The organism is Labilithrix luteola, assembly GCF_001263205.1.
Classification (GTDB): Bacteria; Myxococcota_A; Polyangia; order Polyangiales; family Polyangiaceae; genus Labilithrix; species Labilithrix luteola.
Window position 1 is genome coordinate 257,053 of the sequence record NZ_CP012333.1, and the last position, 19,208, is coordinate 276,260.

Genomic DNA, 19,208 nt, shown 5'->3' on the forward strand with positions numbered 1-19,208 from the left:
GACGGAGACTGTCGATGAGCGAACCGACCGAGGATCTGACCGAGCGTATGCTCGTGCGTATCACCGACATGCTGCTTCTCGTCGCCGACGTTGCCCTCGGCGATTACACGAGGCGGCTCGAAATCGACCTTCCTGAAGGCGACCCCATCGCGATCCTCTACGACGGGATCAACTCGATGGTGAAGTCCCTCGAGGTCGAACAGGGTCGCAGCTCCGCCTATCAAAAGGAGCTCGAGGAAAAGCTCGCGATGATCGAGACGCAGCGCGTGGCGATCAAGGAGCTCTCCACGCCGATCATCGAGCTGTGGAAGGGCGTCCTATGTCTGCCCGTCGTCGGCGTCCTCGATAGTACGCGAAGCGCGGAGATGACGGAGCAGCTGCTCAACGCCATCGTCGACAAGAAGGCGCGTTGCGCAATCATCGACATCACCGGCATCCAGGTGATGGACACGGCAACGGCCGATCACTTCTTGCGCATGACGAAGTCCGTTCGACTCCTCGGCGCACGCTGCCTGCTCACGGGCGTCAACCCGAGCATTGCGCAGACCGTCGTCCACATGGGCGTCGACCTCAGTGGGCTCGACGTCCACCGCTCGCTGCGCGTTGCGCTCGAGCGCTTCATGACGAGCGAGTTCTCGGTCCAGTAAGGGCGTGATACGGCCGTGCCGCGCGCGGCCGTATCATCCACCTCCATCGTCGTGATCGAGCCCGTCAGTGCTTGCTGTTGATCACGTGGATGTCGTTCGGATGAGGGGCGCCCTTACCGGTTTCGACGAGCGACTTCAGGCTCATGAGAAATGCCGCCCACTTCGTGCTGCAGTGATGCATGAACTCTGTCGGCTCTCTCCATCCCTGATGCTTGAATAGGACCGTGGCGTAGTCGCCGTCTTGTTTCAGGTCGAAGCTGATTTTCGTGCCGACCCATTCTTCGGGTCCGTCGACGGCCAGCCATAGCACGCGCTTGCCGGGCTGGAGCTCGAGCACCTTCATGTCGACGAAACCGCTGTCGAAGGTGAATTTGATCACGCCGTCGACGCTGCTCCGTCCGCGTGTGTCGGTCGTCCACCAGCCGGCGAGACCGTCGATCGTGCTGAGCGCGTCGTAAACCCGGTCCGGCGACGGAGCTTCGACTCCGACTTTGTGCAGAATGTCCACCATGCGAGCACCTCCTTCGAGCGTGGCTTGCCACGACACACGCATGGTTTAAGGCACTCGAAACTCCTCCTGGGAGTAACAACCGCGACGCGAACGACGACGCCTCTCGCTGCACGGCAGCCGTCGAGGAAATCGCGATGCTCCAGCTCGGTGCGCGGAGAGTGGGGCCTTTCGCGACCGCGCATCGAGCCGCGGGCCGAGGGCCTCGGCCGGAACGCCGCCCCCAGGCGTCGCATCGTTCGGACCTCGCGAACGGCTGCGAGATCCGTCGATCGCTGCGGCGCTCTCTCCACCTTTTCGCCGTGGAAATCCGTCGCCTGGAAGAGAGCTCGGAACCGCCTAGGTTATCGCATCGATGAAGCACTCTCTCCGTCATTCGACCCTCGGATGCATGCTGGGAGCTCTCACCGCGACGTCCGTAGGCAGCGCGTGCACCGGGCACTCCGGGGACTCGCAGGAGAGCTCGGAGCCCACTTCGCCAGCGCCCAGCGATGCGGGCGGTGTCGGTCCTTCGCACGGCGATGATGGAGGAGGCGCGTCCCCGCCCCCCTCGGACGAAAGCGGCGCTCCGCACCAAGTGAGCACGGCCGCACCGGCGGTTCAGTTCGTCGGCCGCTTCGATACGCGCGAAGACGCGGGACCGAAGTGCGCATGGCCGGGTTGCCGCGTGATCGCGCAGTTCACGGGCACCGATCGCATCAGCGTCACGCTCGAGGAGCTCGCCCTGCCTTGGATGCAAGGCGGCCCCAGCGAATGGGACGTCGCCATCGACGGCGTCCTCCAGCCCAAGCTCGTGCTCCAGCTCGGCTCACACGATTACGTTCTCGCAGAGGGCCTCTCGCCCGACGACGCACACACCGTGGAGCTCTACAGGCGCAGCGAGGCGCAGAACGGAGTGACGCGATTCGTGGGCTACGACTTTCACGACGGCACACTGCTGTCGCCGCCTCCGCGTGCGCGGACGAGCCGCCGGCTCGAGGTCATCGGCGATTCGCAGGTGGCGGCCTTCGGCGTGGAGGGCGCAGCGGTCGGGCCGAATTGCCCAGGCATCCATTGGGCCGCGCATTACGAGAACTTCCGCGAATCGTTCGGAGCCCTGATGGGCGAACGATTCGGCGCCGAAGTGTTTGGTACCGCCTACTCCGGAAAGGGCATGGCGCGGAACATCACGAGCACCGATCGCGAGACGATGCCGATCCTCTTCGGGCGGACGAACCCGCTCGACGCGTCGAGCGTGTGGGATTGGTCCTGGATCCCGGACGTCGTGGTCGTGCAGATCGGCGGCAACGACTTCGCCATCCATCTCCCCGTCGACGACGGACCGCCGACGTTCGACGAGTTCACGAGCGCGTATCGCGGATTCGTGACGAACGTACGCAATCACTATCCGAACGCGTTCCTGCTTCTCGTTCTCTCGGCATCCACCCGCGAGGACATTCCGCCGGGCCGCGCGTCGCGTACGAACGTGTGGTCTGCACTCGAACGCATCGTGGGCGAGCACGTCCAGCAAGGGGACGACAAGATCGCCAACTTCGCGCCTCCGACGGCGAGCGAAGACGAGCGGCGCGGATGTGGCGGCCACGGCACGCCCGAATTCCACCAGCGCATCGCCAAGCAAATCGGCGACGTGCTCAGCGAAAAGGTGGGGTGGAACTGACGCCGGCGGAAGCACACACGCCTCGAGGACCGGGGCATGCTACCGTAGACACGGATGTTGGCGTTTGCTCGATGGGAACGCTCGGCAGGGGCATTTGCGTTGATCGCGTTGGTCACGTTGGCCGCCTTGGCCGCGGCGTGCGGGCTCGGCTTTGTCGGAAGCGCCAGTCTCGATCGCGGAGGAGAGCTGCCGCCTGACGACGATGCCGGTCGATCGGACGCGCCGGCACTCGACGCCACCAACGACCGCATGCCGAGCGACGTCGACGGGTCGGACTTCGATGCCAACGCGGACGTGAACGCGCCGCCGCCGCTCGTCCTGCGCCTCGCCGTAGGCGCCCCTGCGGATTACACGGGCATCACGTACCCCGGTCTCTGGAAGGCCTCGCCCGTCCCGAAGGGCGGATGCGGTCCGTCGGCGTACACCGCCGGAGGGCCGTTGCACATCCAGGACGCGCCGCTCTTCGAGAACGAGGCGTTCGGCAACCCACTGGTTTGCACCCTCGGCGACAGCCTCGCCAGCGGCACGTATCGGGTGAATCTCTACTTCGCGGAGATCTACTTCGGAGAGAACTGCCCGGGCGGCGGCGGAAAAGGCTCGCGCGTCTTCGACGTCTACCTCGAAGAGCAGAAGGTGATTTCGAACCTCGACGTCTTCGCCGTCTCGGGCGGCTGCCTTGCCGATCCGGACACCGATGCGGGTTTGCCCATCGTGCGCTCGTTCGACATCCCCATCACGGACGGGACTCTCGACATCCGTATGCCCGCAAGCGTGAACAACGGAAAGCTCTCCGCCCTCGAGCTGTTCGGACCGCTCTGACGCTGCAGCGCTTACCCGACGATCGTCGTGCAACGAAAGTGCGACGTCGTCGTGAATCTGCCATCGAGCTCAAGCGATCGCTCGATTGCCATGACCGTCCACGCTCGAGTGCTCGAAGCAATAGCGATTGTCGAATCTCCAAAAACTCGTCGCGGAAAACGTCTTCTCGCGGCGCTGCGCACGCGTTCGACACGCGCACCTCGACTCACGTTGAAGGGTGTACGCGCCGAATTGCGATTGGGATGAACGACATTTTGATCGGAATCGCTGCTTCAGCCGGATAGGTTGCTGCGCGTTCCGTATCGACTCGGCACGATGCGCACCGAGGAAGGCCCGAACGAACTCCCATTCGAACTCGAAGGGGAGCTGCAGCCACGCAGTGTCGTCCTGCTCGGTCCGTTCGTGTCTACGTCCACATCGAGGAGAGCCCCTATGATTCGTTTGAACGCCAAGCTCCCCACCCTCATTGCCCTTTTGTGTTCCCTCGCCGCGGCTGCGGGTTGCGCCGTCGAGCCCACCTCCGACGAGGCGTCGGTCGCCTCCACGTCGGAGGCCCTGACCGCCGACGAGAGTGTGGTCGAGCGCAAGACCACCGACGACGGTGTCGAGCTCGTCACCACCGAGCTCGGCCCGCATCAGTACCGCATCGTCACCAGCGCCACGTTCGACCGCCCGGTGGCGAGGGTGTGGCCGACGTTCCTCGACTTCCAGAACCTCGTCGAGCTCGGACTGCCAGGTAGCGCCAGCGACTTCGTGTGGGTCGACGGCGGGAGCCCGCAAAAGGTGCCCTCGTCGTTCCAGTTCATCTCGGGCGGCGAGACGATCCACGAGGAAGTCTACTATCGCGACAACCACACGCACACCATGCGCTATCGCTTGCTGCAGCCGGCCCTCGGTTTCGTGGAGATCGATTCCGTGCTGCAGCTCGAGAACGTCCGCGGGCGAGCCCACTACACCGCCACGCGCGTGGTCACGCTCGACCCGAACCTCCCGGTCGAGGCACTCTCGTCGCTGCTCGTCCTCGAGACGGCGAACCTCAAGACCTACTTCGCAAAGAAGAAGTAACGCGTCTCCAATGATGCATGGAGCGATGCGCTCGATTGGCGGGCGCATCGCTCCGGCGTGCCGGAATGTTCATTCGATAATGAAGTTCTTTCCAACCGTGAGTGGTCCGCCCGCAAAGGCCGGAAGGGACGCGCGTCGATAACGATGCACAATGCACGCTCCAGTGCCCGTGCCGCCATAGGGCGCGTCGACGTCGACGGCTGACACCGTCCCAGTCGGTTGGAACGTCACCTTGACGTGTCCGGGCCCTGTCGGGCCGTCTCCGCGCTTGCAGCTCGTCACGTCGATGCCGAGCGCACGCGTGGCCGCGAGTCGATCGAAGACGGGGGCCGACGTTGCCGAAGCGGGGGTGCCGGCGCCACAAGAAGCGCCAGCGGCGAGCCGCATGCGACACGCTATTTCGGATTCGCCCGGGCAGCATTTCTCGGTTGCGCTCGGTGTAGCGACGGTCGGCGCTCGAGACTCCGTGCCCCGCGTTCCGTTCGAATGCGCCGCGGAGCGCGCCGGGGCGACGTTCGACGTCGTGGACTTCTTGCCCGAGGCGGTCGTCGCGAGCGCCGTGCTCGCCGTAGGCGGAGCCTCGTCGATGGCGCTCGATGCGGTCGACGTCACACTGGGGGCGGCCGAGGGAGCAACCGCCATCGTCGCTTGCGAGCTCCGCGCCGCGTCACGCGCACGAGCGCTCGACCACGTACCGACGCTCGCCGTGACGACGACCACGAACGCCATCGCGAAAAGCACGGCTCTTCTCTTGCTCCGATGTACCGGCTCCTCGTGTTCCGCCGGCGTGAACGTCACGGCGCACGCGGATCCCCACCTCGAGCCGACGCGCTCCTGAGCAACGAGTCGCCTACCGGCCATGAGACGCCGCATTGTGTACGACCGTATGACTGGTTAGAACGACGGCACCATGCGACGCATTCTCGGCACGCTACTCGTCGTCTCGGCGGTCTCCGTTCTCATCGTCGCCTGTTCGTCCAGCGACGACGGAAGCACCACCGAAAGCGATGCGGATGCGGGTGGCGCCGTCAGGCAGGACAGCGGAGCGAGCATCAACGACGCAGCGCAAGACACATCGACGTTGCAGGACGCGACAACCGACGGACGTGGCACGGACGACGGCGAAACCGGCGCCCCACCGGGAACGTTCACGCTCAGGAGCACGTCATTCGCACAAGGCGCGAGCATCCCAGCCCGGCATGGCTGCGCGGGTTCGGCCGAGAAGAACGTCTCACCCGCGCTCGCGTGGGAGAATGCTCCCAGCGGCACGCAGAGCTACGCCGTGGTCATGCGCGATCTCTTCTTCGGAACGTCGCCCGACGCGAACAACTACCACTGGGTGATCTACGACATTCCGGCCGACGCCACGTCGCTGCCCGAAGCGATCACGCCATCGGCCTCCCCTCCCATTCCGGCAGGAGCGAAGCAAACCTATTGGTCCTTCGGCCCCAGCTACAGCTACCTCGGTCCCTGTCCGCCTTCCGGCGTGCACGAATACGAGTTCACGGTCTACGCCTTCCCGACGCCGACGCTCGACGTGCCCGCGAATACCACCGATCCCAAAGTCGCCGACGCCGTCATCCAAACCGCGAAAACCGCCAGCGCCTCTCTGTCCGGAACCTACTCGAAGTAACTCGAAGTCGCTCGCGACGCGGGTGGTTGGGGGCAACGGGAATTCCCGCTGCCCCCACGCGTTCATCGTCGAGCGTTCACGTAGAGCGTTGCGGTGACCTTGTCGAATCGGTCGACGATATCGGCCGACGGCTCCGCGACGTATCCCCAAGCCGCCGCGGTGCGGAGTGCCGAGAGCGCCTCGCGTGCCGACCCGAGCGCAATGCTGTAATGCGAATTGCGCCGAGCCCCTCGTTGCGCGCCCCCTTCACTCACGTTGAGCGGCACACTCGACATGGCCCGCCGCAACTGCCGAGCAAGGTCGGCATCGTGCCGCCCAATCGCAGTTGCAATCGGCGCCACGTCTCGAATCAGCTCCAGAATGGTTTCGTGAATCCTCAGCATCGAAGTCTCCTTCCGAGCCCTCCCAAGCGAGGGCGTCCCCCTCGCCGCGTCGCACGGAGGCGGTGTCAAGGACGGCGAGCGCAGCGAGCCGCCGCGCAGCGGCGCGCAGCGTCCTTGACACCGCCGAGTACGACGCGACGCTAAGGACACCGAGCGAGCCATCATCTCCCTCGAAGCGCGGTTCGACCGAACGCGACAACTCGGTCGTCTCCCTGAAGCACGCGTCGATCACGATTGGCGAATGGGCGCAGCCACGCCATGAACTCCCACTTATGCAAGTGAACGCGGATGGTGTTGCGGCTGCGGATGCGGTGCCGGACGCGGACGCGGACGCGGTGCCGGACGCGGACGCGGATGCGGTGCCGGATGCGGACGCGGACGCGGACGCGGTGCCGGACGCGGACGCGGATGCGGTGCCGGATGCGGACGCGGGTGCGGATGCGGTGCCGGATGCGGACGCGGACGCGGATGCGGGTCAGGATGCGGTTACGGACGCAGACGCGTACGCGGTTCCGGATGCGGTTACGGCCGCTCCTCCCCGTGAAATCCCAGTGCCCCTCCCCGTAGCTCGAGCGTAGAACAGAACCGCTCGTCGTCCCGCCGCGGGTGTGCCACGGTGGTCCCGCGATGGCTCGACTCGACCCCCATTCCTATGCCGACGACACGCATCCCCGAACGAAGACGTTCGACTGGCAAGCGAGCGTCGACTTCGCGAAACGCGTGCTCGAGGCCGAGATCACGCTCCACTTTGCGGCCCCAGCCTCCGGTGGTCCGCTCGATCTCGATACGCGCGGCCTGCACATCGAGGCGGTCCAGGATGCGAAGGGTGGAGCGCTCGCGTACACGCTGCATGCGGCGGATCCCATCCTCGGCAGTCGCCTCGAGATCTCCGTTCCCGCGGGCGCGCCGTCGGTTCGTATTCGCTATCGCACGTCGCCGGATGCGTCGGCGCTGCAGTGGCTGACGCCCGAGCAAACGCTCGGCAAGCAGCATCCTTACCTCTTCTCGCAGTGCCAAGCGATTCACGCGCGGAGCATCCTCCCCTGCCAGGACACGCCGTCGATTCGCCAGACGTACACGGCATCGTTGAGCGTCCCCGCGTCGCTGCGCGCGGTCATGGCCGCGGCGCCCGTTGCTCACGAGGTGCGTGGCGATCGTTCGGTCGAGCGATTCGAGATGCCGCAGCCGATTCCGCCGTACCTCTTCGCGTTCGCGGTGGGAAATCTCGCATCGAAAGATCTCTCGCCGCGCTCTCGTGTGTGGGCGGAGCCTGCGCAGCTCGAAGCCGCAGCGTGGGAATTCGAGCATGTGGAAGATCACCTGCGTGCGGCGGAAGCGCTCTTCGGCCCCTACGATTGGGACCGCTTCGACCTCCTCGTGATGCCGCCGTCGTTCCCGTACGGCGGCATGGAAAATCCGCGCCTCACGTTCCTCACTCCGTCGCTTCTCGCGGGCGACCGAAGTCTGGTGAACGTGGTTGCGCACGAGCTCGCGCACTCGTGGACGGGCAACCTCGTCACGAACAGCACGGCAGAGCACTTCTGGCTCAACGAGGGCTTCACGGTCTTCGCCGAGCGCCGCATTCTCGAGGCTCTCGAGGGCCCCGAGATGGCCACGCTTCATGCAGCGATCGGCCATCAGAAGTTGCAGCAGACGTTCGAGCTCTTCGCGGCCCGTCCCGAACTGACGAAGCTCCGCACGCAGCTCACGGGCGTCGATCCCGACGATGCGTTCAGCATCGTGCCCTACGAGAAGGGCTATTTGTTCTTGAAGGCCCTCGAGGCGGCGGCCGGCCGTTCGGCGTTCGACGGACTGCTGACGAAATGGCTCGGCGCTCACCGCTTCGGCGCGGTCACGACGGACGACTTCGTGACGCTAGTGGAGCGCGAAGAGCCCGGCCTGCTCGCCAGGGTCGACGCGAAGGCATGGATCGACTCCCCCGGTCTGCCCGCGAATTACCCGAAGCCCGAGTCGGCGCGACTCGGCGCAGTCCTCGCGCTGGCGGGCCGCGTGCCGACCGCGGCCGAGACGAAGGGCTGGGGCGCGACCGAGTGGGTTCTGTACCTCGAAGCGATGCCGAGGCCTTCGTCGCTCGCCATCTGCGAGGAGCTCGACAAGACGTACGCCCTCACGAAGGCGACGAATCCGGAGGTCCTCGTCAGCTGGCTGACGCTCGCCTGCGAGTCGGGCGATGCGAACGTCCTACCGCGTGTCGAAGAGCTGCTCGGGCAGACGGGGCGCATGAAGTACCTGAAGCCCCTGTATCGAGCACTCGCTGGCCGCGCCGAGACGAAGCCGCTCGCGCAGAGTCTCTTTGCGAAGCTGCGCGACCAGTACCACCCGATCGCGCAGCAGGTCGTGAGCAGCCTCCTCAAGTGACGCCCGCGTGAGTCTGCCGACCGTGATCATTCGAGCCGGTCGGCAGCGCTGAGTTCCTCCGAAATCGCAGCCCGCTCCGCACGCGTGAGCTCCAGCCTCGAGAGCTCGTTGCGCAAGGAGCGGGCGAGCGCACGGTCACCTGCGGCCAGCGCCAGCTCGGTACGAGCCGCAAGCGCTCGGGCTCGTTCGATGGGCGCGCACGGCTCGGATTTGGAGAGCGCGACGTCGAGCACCTTCGCCGCCCCGACGTCGTCGTTCTTGAAGTCTCGCAGGAGGATTGCCTGTTCGAGCGCGCGGCCGAGGCGTGAAAGGGGCTTCGACGAGGGCTTCGTGGCGTCCTTGGCCTCACCGTCTCGCCGGATCACGATGACGGAGTTGCCGGATGGATCGACCACGGTGAAGCGACTCTGCCCTTTACGCATGCGCGAGATTCTCGGGACACCCGCGACGGGGATCTTCCCGTAGGCCCCTCGTAGGGCATCGGCAAACAGCGCGTGGAGCTCCTCGACTTCCGGCACGATCATGAGGCAGGTGCTGAATGCCTTCTTGGGATCGATGCCTTTCACACCGGCAAAGTGGAGGTGGGCGCCTTCACGATGGAGAGCCGCGTAGACGTTGGGTCGCGTCTGCTGGTGTGTCACCACGAAGCCGAGCAGGCGATAGAAGGCGAGCGTCTCGTCGAGATCGATGCAGGGCAGAACGGGGATGGTCGTCACTCGAGGCCTCGCCATCAGTCGAGCGCACAGCCCGCGGGAGGTGCGTAGACCCGACGAGAATCGAAGGCGAACACCGTCAATGAAATGCCACAGGTGTTGTAGGCGACGCCGAGCATCCCCGACGGCAACCCGTACGCGTAACATCGTGCACTGCCCATTTGGCCCATCATCACGCGATCGGCATCACGCATCACGATCGGCGTGATCTCGCCGATGTCGATATCGGCAACGTGCAGGTCGCATGCCCTGCCGCCAGCCAGGCTCCCCCGCACGAGCCGACCGCTCTCGGTCCGCGCGCCCCACTCCTGGGGATTCATGTAATAGCCGGCCGAAACCTGCACGATGCGCTCGTTCGTTCCGAAGTCGAACGGCGTCACGACTCCCCCACGGACGAGCGAAGCCGTACCGTTCGAGTCGATGACGAGGAAGTCGTCGTCACCCAATTGGGTAAACACGGAAACCGGCGCAGCGAGAAGCCCAGGGGCCACTGCCCATTTCAAATCACGACTCATGGGATCCGCACAAACGATCCCGCGACCGCCGATGCAGCGCTTCGACACGGTGCTCGCCTGGAGCTCGTCGGGCACGGGAACGACCCTTCTCACTCCGCCTCGATCCTGCACCATTTCGCAAGACGAGCCCTGGCAGGCGACAACGCCCCAGCCGAGCATGACACGATCGTATTTGGCGTCGAGCCGAAGGGCCTCGGCGAAGGACATGCGCGAACTCGGGATGTCGACCGACGATTCATAAATCAGGAATTGCCCAGCTCGCTCATCGAACGCGAGCAAACGCCCCCCGTCCGCACCGCGGATCTGTACCCCGTCCGGTGCCTCGAACACGCGCTCGAAAATGCTCGAGTCTGCCCCCTGCGGGCAGCGCGTGTCGTCGATGCACTCGGGAATCGCCGTTGGCGGGTTCCTTTCCGGCTCGGCGTCATCGGCGCGTGAAGCGTCCCGAGCGGAGGCGTCACCTTGGTCTCGTGGAACGACCGTGGTCGCCGAGTCCTGGGATGACGAACTGCAAGCTTGTGGGAGAAGGCCGACGAGCAGGCCGCAAGAGACAGCGAGAAGAGTCCGATGCGACTGCACCAGAAAACGCAATGACATGAAACTCCAATGAACAATAAGACTACCGACAACGAACGTCCCATTCACTATGGCCGCTGGGAAAAGAGTTTTGCCAAAATTCGAAAAAGGAGCCGTCCGCGACGACTCATTCTCGCGACCATCTCGGTAACGACGGCGTCTCCATGCCGCACCCGATACGCTCGAGCCAAAGCGTTCACGGCGCAAATCGCAACATCGAAGAACGATCGCTCGCTCGACCCGACGTGGGATGGGAGCAAGACGCGCCAACAGTAAGCTCGGCCGAGGACAGCGCTCAGCGAGAGCCGTGCACGCGCGCGGGGAGATGCGAGAATCGGCGTGCGCGCAGGTAAGCGGCTGCGCGCGCGAGGCGGTTCGCCATGGCGCTCGAGATCGGATCGGGCGCCCGTGCGTTCCCGGAGCTCGTGCCCTTCGCAAGGGCCACGGCGTCGTCGACGAGCACGTCACCCTTCGCGCTGGGGTCGATGGCCACGAAAAGCACCGGTGCCCCGCCGGCGAAGTTCGGTGTCTCACCCACGAAGTGGCAAAAGCCACGTTCGTCGGGGATTGGCGAAGCAAGGAGAATATCGAACGAACGGCTCGTATCGTTCGTGTCGAAGAGCCGCATCGATACGTCTGAACATACGCCGCTCGCGGGCTTCGCCACGACGCTGACGGCGATGCTTCCGGACTTCGGCGTCGCGAGCCAACCAAGGAGCTCGCTTCCCGCGGCGAGACGTGCACATCGAATTCCCGACGCGCACCGTGCTCCCGTGTCGTAACGCAGATCGAGCTCGCCCTCGAGGCCAAGCACATGCCACGGAGGCTGCTCGGAAGGGCCAGTGAATTCGAAATCTCCATCGGCGAAGAGATTCTCGGTCTCCGACGTATGCCCGAACGGATTCCGCGTCTCGATGGTACGAACGGGTGCGCTCGCGCCACCATCGCCCGCACTCGCGTCCGCGATACCCGAGTCGACAGGTGCCGCCGAAGAGTCCTTGCCGCAGGCGACCGGGCCCATGAGGAAGGCACCGACCACGAGCCAGGCGGCTTCGGAGCGGAGATTCATCGGAGCCACGCGAGCGCTCGTTCGTAGACGGTGTCTTTGCCAACGAGGAGATCGGACTGTTTGGGCAGGATCTCCTCGTCGGACGCGATGCCGCGCCCCAAACGCAGCGCCCCAGACGCCTCGACGAAGTCACCGGACGCGATTCGGAAGGTGAATCCACCGAACGAAGAGAAGGCCAGGTACGAGGAGAACGCGCCAGCGGTCGTTCGACCGAAGGTCCGAACGTTCGCCGCTCCCGAAAGGCCGTATGCCAGCCAATCGCTTGCACTTCCGTCGCGAGCCAAGAGCAGCGCCACTTTCAAATCCGAACGATGGTCCGCGTCGCCGACGACGAACGCATCGGACGTGGTCGCACGGGCCGTGAACAGAGCCGTCCCGTCCGGTGGGGAGAGCGGCACATCGAACGTACCGAGCGTTTGATTCAAGCCCGTCGAGGCGCCCAGCATCGACGGAGCCCGGAAAAGCTTCGTGAGGAATTCGGCCCCCAGCACCGTTCCTCCGTTTCCAGTCCGGTGGTCGAGAACGACACCTTTCGCATTCACCCGAAACGTATCCATGGCCGACCGATAGGCATTCACGCCGTTGGGCTCGAGCCTCAGATCGTCGAAGACCATTCCGTAGAGCGCCTCGGTCGGATCGGTGCCAACGAGCGGGCCGCTGTACACACCGTCGATGTAATGCGTGACGGGATCGGGGCCTGCCGCGCCGAGATGGTAGGCCGGACGGTGATCGCAATCGGGATAGACCGCCGGCTCTGGGGGCAAGTCGTCGACCGACAGTGTCTCCGACGCACCGCACGCGAGCGACGCCGCATCGCAGCGAATCACCGTGATCGTATGGGCCCACCGTCGAATCAGAATGCGCAGCCGTTCGACGGCTTCGGCGTGTCCCGCGGGGTCGGTCGAATGCCAGGCGGCCCAATCGACGCCATCGAGGCTCTCGGCGAACGCAATCGGGTGCAGGCCGTCGACCGCCACCAAGCGATCGCCCGCTTTCAACCCCGAATTTCCTTCGGGCCCCGCGTGCGAAACCAGCACGTCGGGATAACGTCCGTCGGCAGGCACGGAGTCGTGCGAGAGATCGGCGTCGCCCTCCACGAAGCAGATTGGGAAGCCGCCTCGCCCTCCGACGTCGACGACCCCGCTCACGGTCGTATGCCAATCACGCAAGCGATGAATTGCCGTGACGAATCCATTCCAAAAGGTCCAGGCATCGTTGGCCTGGGCGATCGACGGAAGATCGACGAGTGCCGCTTCGAGTCGATTCTGACGCGTATAGCCTCCGCCGAAGAACGTACGGATACGCGTCTCGAGATAGCGCGCGACCGTCGCGCGATCGTCGGATGACGGCAAGGGAGGCACGTTGGCCGAGCCGTTCCGGCAATACCCTGCGGAGCAAAACTCGTCGGCCGAACAAACCGGATCGGCCGCGCGCGAGCACGCTCGCGTCTCACGATAAGTACCTTCCTCACGAAGCTCGAAGGCATCGATGTCCGCGCCGTCGGCTCCTTCGGCCGCAACCGACAGCACCATCGCCGCGCCGTTCGACGGCGGCGAGAAGGGCGCCGTGGCGATCTCGTACCAGCCGTCGCTCGTCACGACGCCGGTCGGAAAGAAGCGAACGCTGAGATATCCGGGCTCGGGCGCGACGCTCGGCGAGCCGATCTGGAGATCGGCGTTCACACGGTTGCCGCGCGCGAACATCGTCGCTCGGTACGACGCATTCTTGGCCGGCAGCGGCGAGAGCGGGATGGCGACGGGGCCAGGCGACGCAATCCGGCGAAACGCCCTTCCCTCGACCGCCGAGCCTTCGGCGAACGCTTCGAACGACTCCGTTGCAACGGCCGACGGATGGAATCGCCCCTGGCCCGACGTATCGAACGAGAGCGCGTGTGCCGACCCCGACACGAAGGCCACGGACACGACGACGAAAGCGAACGCGCGTGCCCTCCTCGCCATCCATCCGAAACCTACCTCAAGGCTTCGCCGACGAGGGCATTCGACAGCGCAGAGCCAGGCGGCTCTACGTCTTCCCTCCTCACCGAGCTGGATCGCAGAACGCCCGGAGCCGCCGACCAGGTGGACGGGCGCACGAGTCATAACCTTCCGAAATCACGCGACGCTCGCAACGGCCCACATTGTGCTCAAAGCCGGCCGTGCTTCGCTCGACTGCCACACTTCTGTCCCTGATTTGCCTCACGACCCTGACCGCGTTGACCCCGGGTTGCGGGGCCGCGGACGATGACGCCGAGTCGAGTGGCGATGCCCTGAGCGACCTCGCCAATGCGAAGGCCGTCCTCGAGATCCACCCGATGGACGTCTGGGCGCAGACGCTCCCGAGCGAGGGCACCACGCTCGTCGTGACGCGAGGCACCCGCGTTGCGAAGTTCAAGATGAAGTCGGCCGTCCAGGTCGCCTTCACGAACGAGGGAACCTACCGCGTCCAGCTCGCCACGCCCGATCACGACGCCGCGGACCTCTCGTTCCAGTTCGACGGGAAGAACGTCACGCTCGCGAACGACGACAAGATGCCCGCGTACGCTCGCCCGGCGCTCTCGATCAGCCACGACCGGCGCGTGATCGCCGGCAAGTCGCTTCCCGTCCACAACGCATACGTCGGTCTTCGCCACCAATGGTTCTCCTCGACCGGGCGTCCGGCTCGTCGTGACAACGACATCGAGCTCCTGATGGACGGCGAACAGGCATGGAGCACGGTGTCCAAGGACCTGAGGTCCGCGAAGAAGGACATCCGTGTCTCGACGTGGTGGTGGGAGTCGGATTTCGAGCTCACCCGCTCGAACGACGCGTCGCTCTCCGCGGACGCACGCTACGGCAACACCATCCTCGGACTCCTCGAGGCGAGCCCCGCCACGAAGCGCATTCTCGTCGGGCAGTTCTGGGGGCAAGACAGCATTCTAAGTTTCATGACTAGGGATTCGAAGCTCAAGGCCCACGCCGAGGCCGGAGACGACGGATTCGAATTCATGGGACAGGCCAACGAGACGAGCGGAAAGTTCCATTTCAAGGCCGAAGGATTCACCTTCGGAGATCGCGTTCGCGCGGCGCTCCCCGATTCGAAGTCATTGCGCTTCGACGAAGAAGCACCCATCGATTCGACGATGCCCGAAAAGGACGTCGACCTCACCCAGTGGCCCGTCGGCGTCGACGTCGAGGCCGCTTCGTACCATCAGAAGTTCATGCAGATCGACTCCGACCTCGCATACGTCGGAGGCATGAACTTGCGCCGCGTCGACTGGGACACGTCGGACCACGCGGTCTTCAACCCCAAGCGCATGCTGTTCGCCGCTTCGCAGAACGCGCGGGAAGCGGTCGCCGCGAAGAGCGCCGATTCCGACATCGGGCCGCGCAAAGACTACATGGTCCGTATCCAGGGCCCGGCGGCTCAGGACGTGGCCGACGTCTTCCACGAGCGCTGGATGGGTCAGCTCGACGCGAAGGTCGATTACTCGAAGAATGCAACGCCCTTCGAGGTCGCGCGCGACATCGACGGAGTCGCCGGTGGCCATCAAATCCAGATCACGGCCACGCTCCCGCAGCCCTTCTGGGAGCACAGCATCGGCGAGACCTGGCTCAACGCGGTTCGGCACGCGAACGAGTACATCTACATCGAAGACCAGTATTTCCGCGCTCCGATGCTGAACGAGGCCATCGTCCAGCGCATGAACGAAGTGCCGAATCTGAAGCTCGTGGTCCTCACGATGCCCATCAGCGAGTGGACGGATCCGGCGTGCGCGCAGACCGCCATCGCGAACGAGCTCTTCGCCTCGAAATTCCCCGATCGCTATCTACGTCTCCAACTGCAGACGTTCGACACCTCGATTGCCAGTTTCGGCATCGACGAAACCGACGCCCATTTCGTTCAGATCGACACGCACTCCAAGATGCTCATCGTCGACGATCGCTTCATGAGCGTGGGTTCGGCGAACAAGAACAACCGGGGCATGATCTACGAGGCGGAGCTCAACGTCGCCATCCTCGACGACGCCTGGGTGAAGAGCGCGCGCCACCGCATCCTCGCGAACATTCTCCCCTCGGGCACGCCGGAGACCGACGACGTCGCGACGTGGTGGGGCCAAATCAAAGAGGCCGCCGCGTACAACGCGAAGGTCCGCTCCGCGTGGGATGCCGAAGGCATGGACCTCGATCTCGATGGCGCGCCGGTCCCCGACGGCTACGTGCCACGCGGATTCCTGTATCCGCTCGTGACCCGAACGCTCTCCGACTGCCTGCTCGAATCCGTCGGCCCCGATATGGTCGACGTGCCGGCCGTCTCGAAGAAGCACGGCGCCAAGTAACTCACGCGGACGCGACGCGGACCGGTTCGAGGTCCGCCCAGTTCTTACCGGCCTCGACGCCGACGACGAGCGGCACCTCCAGCTCGTACGCGTGGCGCATCGCCTCCGAACAGACCTGTGCAGCGCGTTCGAGCTGGTTTTCCGGCACGTCGAAGAGGACCTCGTCGAGGATCTGGAGGAGCGGCGACGCATCGAGGCCTTCGCGCCGGATGGCGCGGTCCGCATGCACGAGTGCGCGCCGTGACACGTCTTGCACCGAGGCCTCGTGGGTTGCGCGGCGCGCGAGGCGCTCGGCATACGAACGTGCCTGGGAATCGAGCGACTCGAGCCCGCCGATCGGCCAATGACGGCCCGCCAACGTCACGATGTAGCCGCGCGTGCGTGCGAGCTCGAGTTGTTCGTCCTGGAACGCGCGCACCTTCGCATAGTGGCGATCGAACCGAGCGATGTACTCCTTCGCCTCGGCCGCGGCGACACCGAGCTGCAACGCGAGCGCGCTCGCACCTTGCCCCGCGAACGTGGCGAAGTTGATGACCTTGCCGAGCTGACGTTGTTCGACGGTCACGGCGTCGGGTGCCACTTCGAAGACGGCCGCCGCGGTGAGGACGTGCATGTCCGCACGCCGCCGGAGCGGCTCGACGAGCGCGGGATCCTTCGTCAGGTGCGCGAGCACGTGGAGACCGAGCTGATTGAAGTCGACGGACATGAGCAGTCGCCCCGGCGGCGCGACGAACGCACGCCGAATGCGAGCCATCTCCGGCGTGCGCCCCGGGACGCGTCCGAGGTCGGGATTCGAGTTGACGATCTGTCCGGAGAAGGAGCGCGCGGGTTGAAAGCGCGAGTGGACACGTCCGTCGGCGTCGATGCAGCGACGCAGCGCGAAGACCCAGCTGTCGCGCAAGCGCCGTAGCTCGCGCCACCGCAGCACGAGAGCCACGATGGGATGGGCGTGGTCGATGCGCTCCAGCGTCTCGACCGATGTGCTCCAACCGGTCTTCGTGTGCCCCACGACAGGCAACTTCAATTCCTCGAAGAGCACCTCGCCGAGCTGCTTGCCGGAGTTGATGTTGAAAGGGTGTCCGGCGAGCTCGAAGATCTTCGCGTCGAGCTCCTGCTCCATGTCCGCGAAGGCGGCCTGTGCGCGATCGAGCTCTTCGGGGTCGACGAGGATGCCCGTGAGCTCCATGCGAACGCAGACGTCCTCGATTTCGAGATACTCGGCGAGCAGCTCCTTGGGCTCGAGCGATGGCGCAAGCTTCCGCCAGATCGCCGCCGTCGCGTCGGCCAGGCGCCCCGCATGCGCGGCGACCCGATCGTCCGGAAGCGCGCTCCAAGCTTTGCGCTGCTTGCCCACGCCGCGAATCGCATCGTCCTCGGGCAGGGCGCGGCCAAGGGCGTGTTTCGCGACGACGGTGAGGTCGTGCGGCGCCCAGTTGCTCGATTCGGTGAGATGCGAGGCACACGCCGAGTCGCCGACGATGCCTCCGAGATCGATGCCGGCACGGCTCAGCTCCACACGCGTGCCCACGAGATCGTGCCCTATCTTCGGCACGTTCGGATCGGCAAGCCACGTCGCGAGCTCCGGCCACGCGCCGCTGCCGGAGGGGATCCACATCGCCTCGCCGTTTCCGTTCGCCAGCGACACCCCGGCGATCGAAGCGCGCACGGGCGAAGGATCCTCCATCAGCAAGTGAATGGCCACGGGTCCATCACTGCCGAGCTTCGCGAACGGGTCACCCGCCTCACCTGCCCGTGACGCGATTTCGACGTCGATCGAGACGTCGTCCGCCGAGAGCAGCTCGGCGAACCCGAGCCGTTGGTAGAACGCGTTGCGCTCTGCCATCTCCGCCGGCTGATAGGCGAGAGCCGACGCGTCGAGAGCAACGGGAAGCGGACGTGTCGTGTCGAGCCGCCCGCGCGCCAGCTCCCGCGGAGCTTGATCCTTCGCCGCTCGAAGCACCTTCCCGAGCCGCCCGTCGATCGCATCGACGTTGTCCAGAGCGACCGCGATCGAGCCGTGCGCTTCGACGAGCTGCGTCGCGCCCTTTGCACCGAGACCGGCAACGCCGGGCAATACTTCGTTGCCGCTGTCGTCACCGACCATCGCGAGCCACTCGCCGACCGCCGCGGGCGGTACGTTGAATCGCTTCTTCACGATCTCGGGCGTGTAACGGACGTCTTTGTTCGCATCGTACCACCAGAGCCGATCGCCCACGAGCTGCGCAAAGCGCTTGTCGACACCGGCGATGACGACGTCGTCTCCCGCTTCGAGCGCCGCCCGTGCATAGCTCGCGACGAGGTGCTCTTCGCCGCGGGCTTCGATCACGGCGACGCCCAGCATTCGGAAGAGCTCGGGCAGCATCGGCAGCTGCGCCTTGAGAATCTCTGGCCACGCGCCGACGTTCGGCTCGCTCTCGAGGATGGCAACAGCGCGGGCGGGCGTCTTGGACCCCACGACGCGATGGATCGCGCGCGCGACGGCGAAGAGCGCATTGACGGGCGCACCATCGGTCGATTTGCGATCCGTTGGCACGACGAGGAACCCCCGTGCGAGGAGGTTCGTGGCGGCGGCGAGGAGGGTACGTTGGGCCATCGGACGGCGCCTAGTATCGCCTCACTGGCGCCAGTGCACGAGGGTCTGTGAACCGCGCGCACGCGCGGGGCATGGAAACGGAAAGAGCCACGGGAAGTCGAGGATCACCCGACGCCCGTGGCTCCTGGTTTTCGTCCTCTACGCGAGCGAGCGCGCGGGACGTCGGGGGAGGCGAAGCGTTCGTCGCACGTGTTCCGCAGTTGGACACGGCTTGGAGCGCCTGCCGTTCGCCCCCAATCTACGAGCGAGAAGGATCGGCTCTCGCTCGCGCACGAATCGACATGGAGATCGACATGCAGGCTCCTAAATGCCTAAACTCGGCTCCGATACGTGCAA

Annotated in this window: 17 protein-coding genes; 9 read left to right on the forward strand and 8 right to left on the reverse strand. The window is 65.3% G+C overall.

Annotation, left to right across the window (positions count from 1 at the left end):
* Window positions 1-14 precede the first annotated feature (14 nt).
* Window positions 15-647 (forward strand): STAS domain-containing protein, encoded by a 633-nt coding sequence (locus tag AKJ09_RS01285; protein ID WP_240488367.1) that lies wholly within the window; start codon window positions 15-17, stop codon window positions 645-647.
* Window positions 648-711: 64 nt separating this feature from the next.
* Here AKJ09_RS01285 and AKJ09_RS01290 read toward each other — a convergent pair whose 3' ends face one another.
* Window positions 712-1,158 carry an SRPBCC family protein gene (locus AKJ09_RS01290; RefSeq protein ID WP_146645344.1) on the reverse strand — a complete coding sequence of 149 codons (447 nt, stop codon included), beginning with the start codon at window positions 1,156-1,158 and terminating at the stop codon, window positions 712-714.
* Window positions 1,159-1,510: 352 nt separating this feature from the next.
* On the opposite strand from AKJ09_RS01290, the gene AKJ09_RS01295 reads away from it, so the two are divergent.
* The 3 genes from AKJ09_RS01295 (at window position 1,511) to AKJ09_RS01305 (ending at window position 4,696) form a co-directional block, all read left to right on the forward strand.
* The gene (locus AKJ09_RS01295) at window positions 1,511-2,812 is read left to right on the forward strand and encodes a GDSL-type esterase/lipase family protein (RefSeq protein ID WP_146645345.1); all 1,302 of its coding nucleotides are present in this window, start codon (window positions 1,511-1,513) and stop codon (window positions 2,810-2,812) included.
* Window positions 2,813-2,866: 54 nt separating this feature from the next.
* The gene (locus AKJ09_RS01300; RefSeq protein ID WP_146645346.1) at window positions 2,867-3,631 is read left to right on the forward strand and encodes a malectin domain-containing carbohydrate-binding protein; all 765 of its coding nucleotides are present in this window, start codon (window positions 2,867-2,869) and stop codon (window positions 3,629-3,631) included.
* Window positions 3,632-4,063: 432 nt separating this feature from the next.
* A complete protein-coding gene (locus AKJ09_RS01305; RefSeq protein WP_169927159.1) occupies window positions 4,064-4,696 on the forward strand; it encodes an SRPBCC family protein in 633 nt (210 codons plus the stop codon).
* 69 nt (window positions 4,697-4,765) lie between these two features.
* Here AKJ09_RS01305 and AKJ09_RS01310 read toward each other — a convergent pair whose 3' ends face one another.
* Entirely contained in the window at window positions 4,766-5,083 is a 318-nt protein-coding gene (locus AKJ09_RS01310; protein ID WP_146645348.1) for a hypothetical protein, read from the reverse strand.
* Between AKJ09_RS01310 and AKJ09_RS01315 the strand changes: the two genes are divergently transcribed.
* Together AKJ09_RS01315 and AKJ09_RS01320 are read left to right on the forward strand one after the other, a co-directional pair.
* A complete protein-coding gene (locus AKJ09_RS01315; protein ID WP_146645349.1) occupies window positions 5,082-5,534 on the forward strand; it encodes a hypothetical protein in 453 nt (150 codons plus the stop codon). The genes AKJ09_RS01310 and AKJ09_RS01315 overlap by 2 nt on opposite strands.
* A gap of 72 nt (window positions 5,535-5,606) precedes the next feature.
* Window positions 5,607-6,329, forward strand: coding sequence for a YbhB/YbcL family Raf kinase inhibitor-like protein (locus tag AKJ09_RS01320; protein ID WP_146645350.1), 723 nt, complete (start codon window positions 5,607-5,609; stop codon window positions 6,327-6,329).
* Window positions 6,330-6,391: 62 nt separating this feature from the next.
* Here the strand turns inward: AKJ09_RS01320 and AKJ09_RS01325 are convergent, their stop codons facing one another.
* Window positions 6,392-6,712, reverse strand: a complete 321-nt coding sequence (locus AKJ09_RS01325; RefSeq protein WP_169927160.1) for a four helix bundle protein — start codon at window positions 6,710-6,712, stop codon at window positions 6,392-6,394.
* Between the two features lie 272 nt (window positions 6,713-6,984).
* On the opposite strand from AKJ09_RS01325, the gene AKJ09_RS01330 reads away from it, so the two are divergent.
* Window positions 6,985-7,290, forward strand: coding sequence for a hypothetical protein (locus AKJ09_RS01330; RefSeq protein WP_205633565.1), 306 nt, complete (start codon window positions 6,985-6,987; stop codon window positions 7,288-7,290).
* A gap of 49 nt (window positions 7,291-7,339) precedes the next feature.
* Window positions 7,340-9,091, forward strand: a complete 1,752-nt coding sequence (locus AKJ09_RS01335; RefSeq protein WP_146645352.1) for a M1 family metallopeptidase — start codon at window positions 7,340-7,342, stop codon at window positions 9,089-9,091.
* A 26-nt stretch (window positions 9,092-9,117) separates the two neighbouring features.
* On the opposite strand, the gene AKJ09_RS01340 is transcribed toward AKJ09_RS01335, so the two are convergent.
* The 4 genes from AKJ09_RS01340 to AKJ09_RS01355 form a co-directional block, all read right to left on the reverse strand.
* Entirely contained in the window at window positions 9,118-9,822 is a 705-nt protein-coding gene (locus tag AKJ09_RS01340) for a bleomycin resistance protein (RefSeq protein WP_146645353.1), read from the reverse strand.
* Complete coding sequence (locus AKJ09_RS01345; RefSeq protein WP_146645354.1) at window positions 9,822-10,526, reverse strand: hypothetical protein; 705 nt, start codon at window positions 10,524-10,526, stop codon at window positions 9,822-9,824. Before AKJ09_RS01345 ends, AKJ09_RS01340 begins: the two co-directional genes overlap by 1 nt.
* A gap of 664 nt (window positions 10,527-11,190) precedes the next feature.
* Entirely contained in the window at window positions 11,191-11,964 is a 774-nt protein-coding gene (locus tag AKJ09_RS01350) for a hypothetical protein (protein WP_146645355.1), read from the reverse strand.
* Window positions 11,961-13,922, reverse strand: a complete 1,962-nt coding sequence (locus AKJ09_RS01355) for a S41 family peptidase (RefSeq protein WP_146645356.1) — start codon at window positions 13,920-13,922, stop codon at window positions 11,961-11,963. The genes AKJ09_RS01350 and AKJ09_RS01355 overlap by 4 nt, the downstream gene beginning before the upstream one ends.
* A 197-nt stretch (window positions 13,923-14,119) precedes the next feature.
* Between AKJ09_RS01355 and AKJ09_RS01360 the strand changes: the two genes are divergently transcribed.
* A complete protein-coding gene (locus tag AKJ09_RS01360) occupies window positions 14,120-16,279 on the forward strand; it encodes a phospholipase D-like domain-containing protein (protein ID WP_146645357.1) in 2,160 nt (719 codons plus the stop codon).
* A gap of 1 nt (window position 16,280) precedes the next feature.
* Here the strand turns inward: AKJ09_RS01360 and AKJ09_RS01365 are convergent, their stop codons facing one another.
* Window positions 16,281-18,872 carry a DNA polymerase gene (locus AKJ09_RS01365; RefSeq protein ID WP_146645358.1) on the reverse strand — a complete coding sequence of 864 codons (2,592 nt, stop codon included), beginning with the start codon at window positions 18,870-18,872 and terminating at the stop codon, window positions 16,281-16,283.
* Window positions 18,873-19,208: the final 336 nt, after the last annotated feature.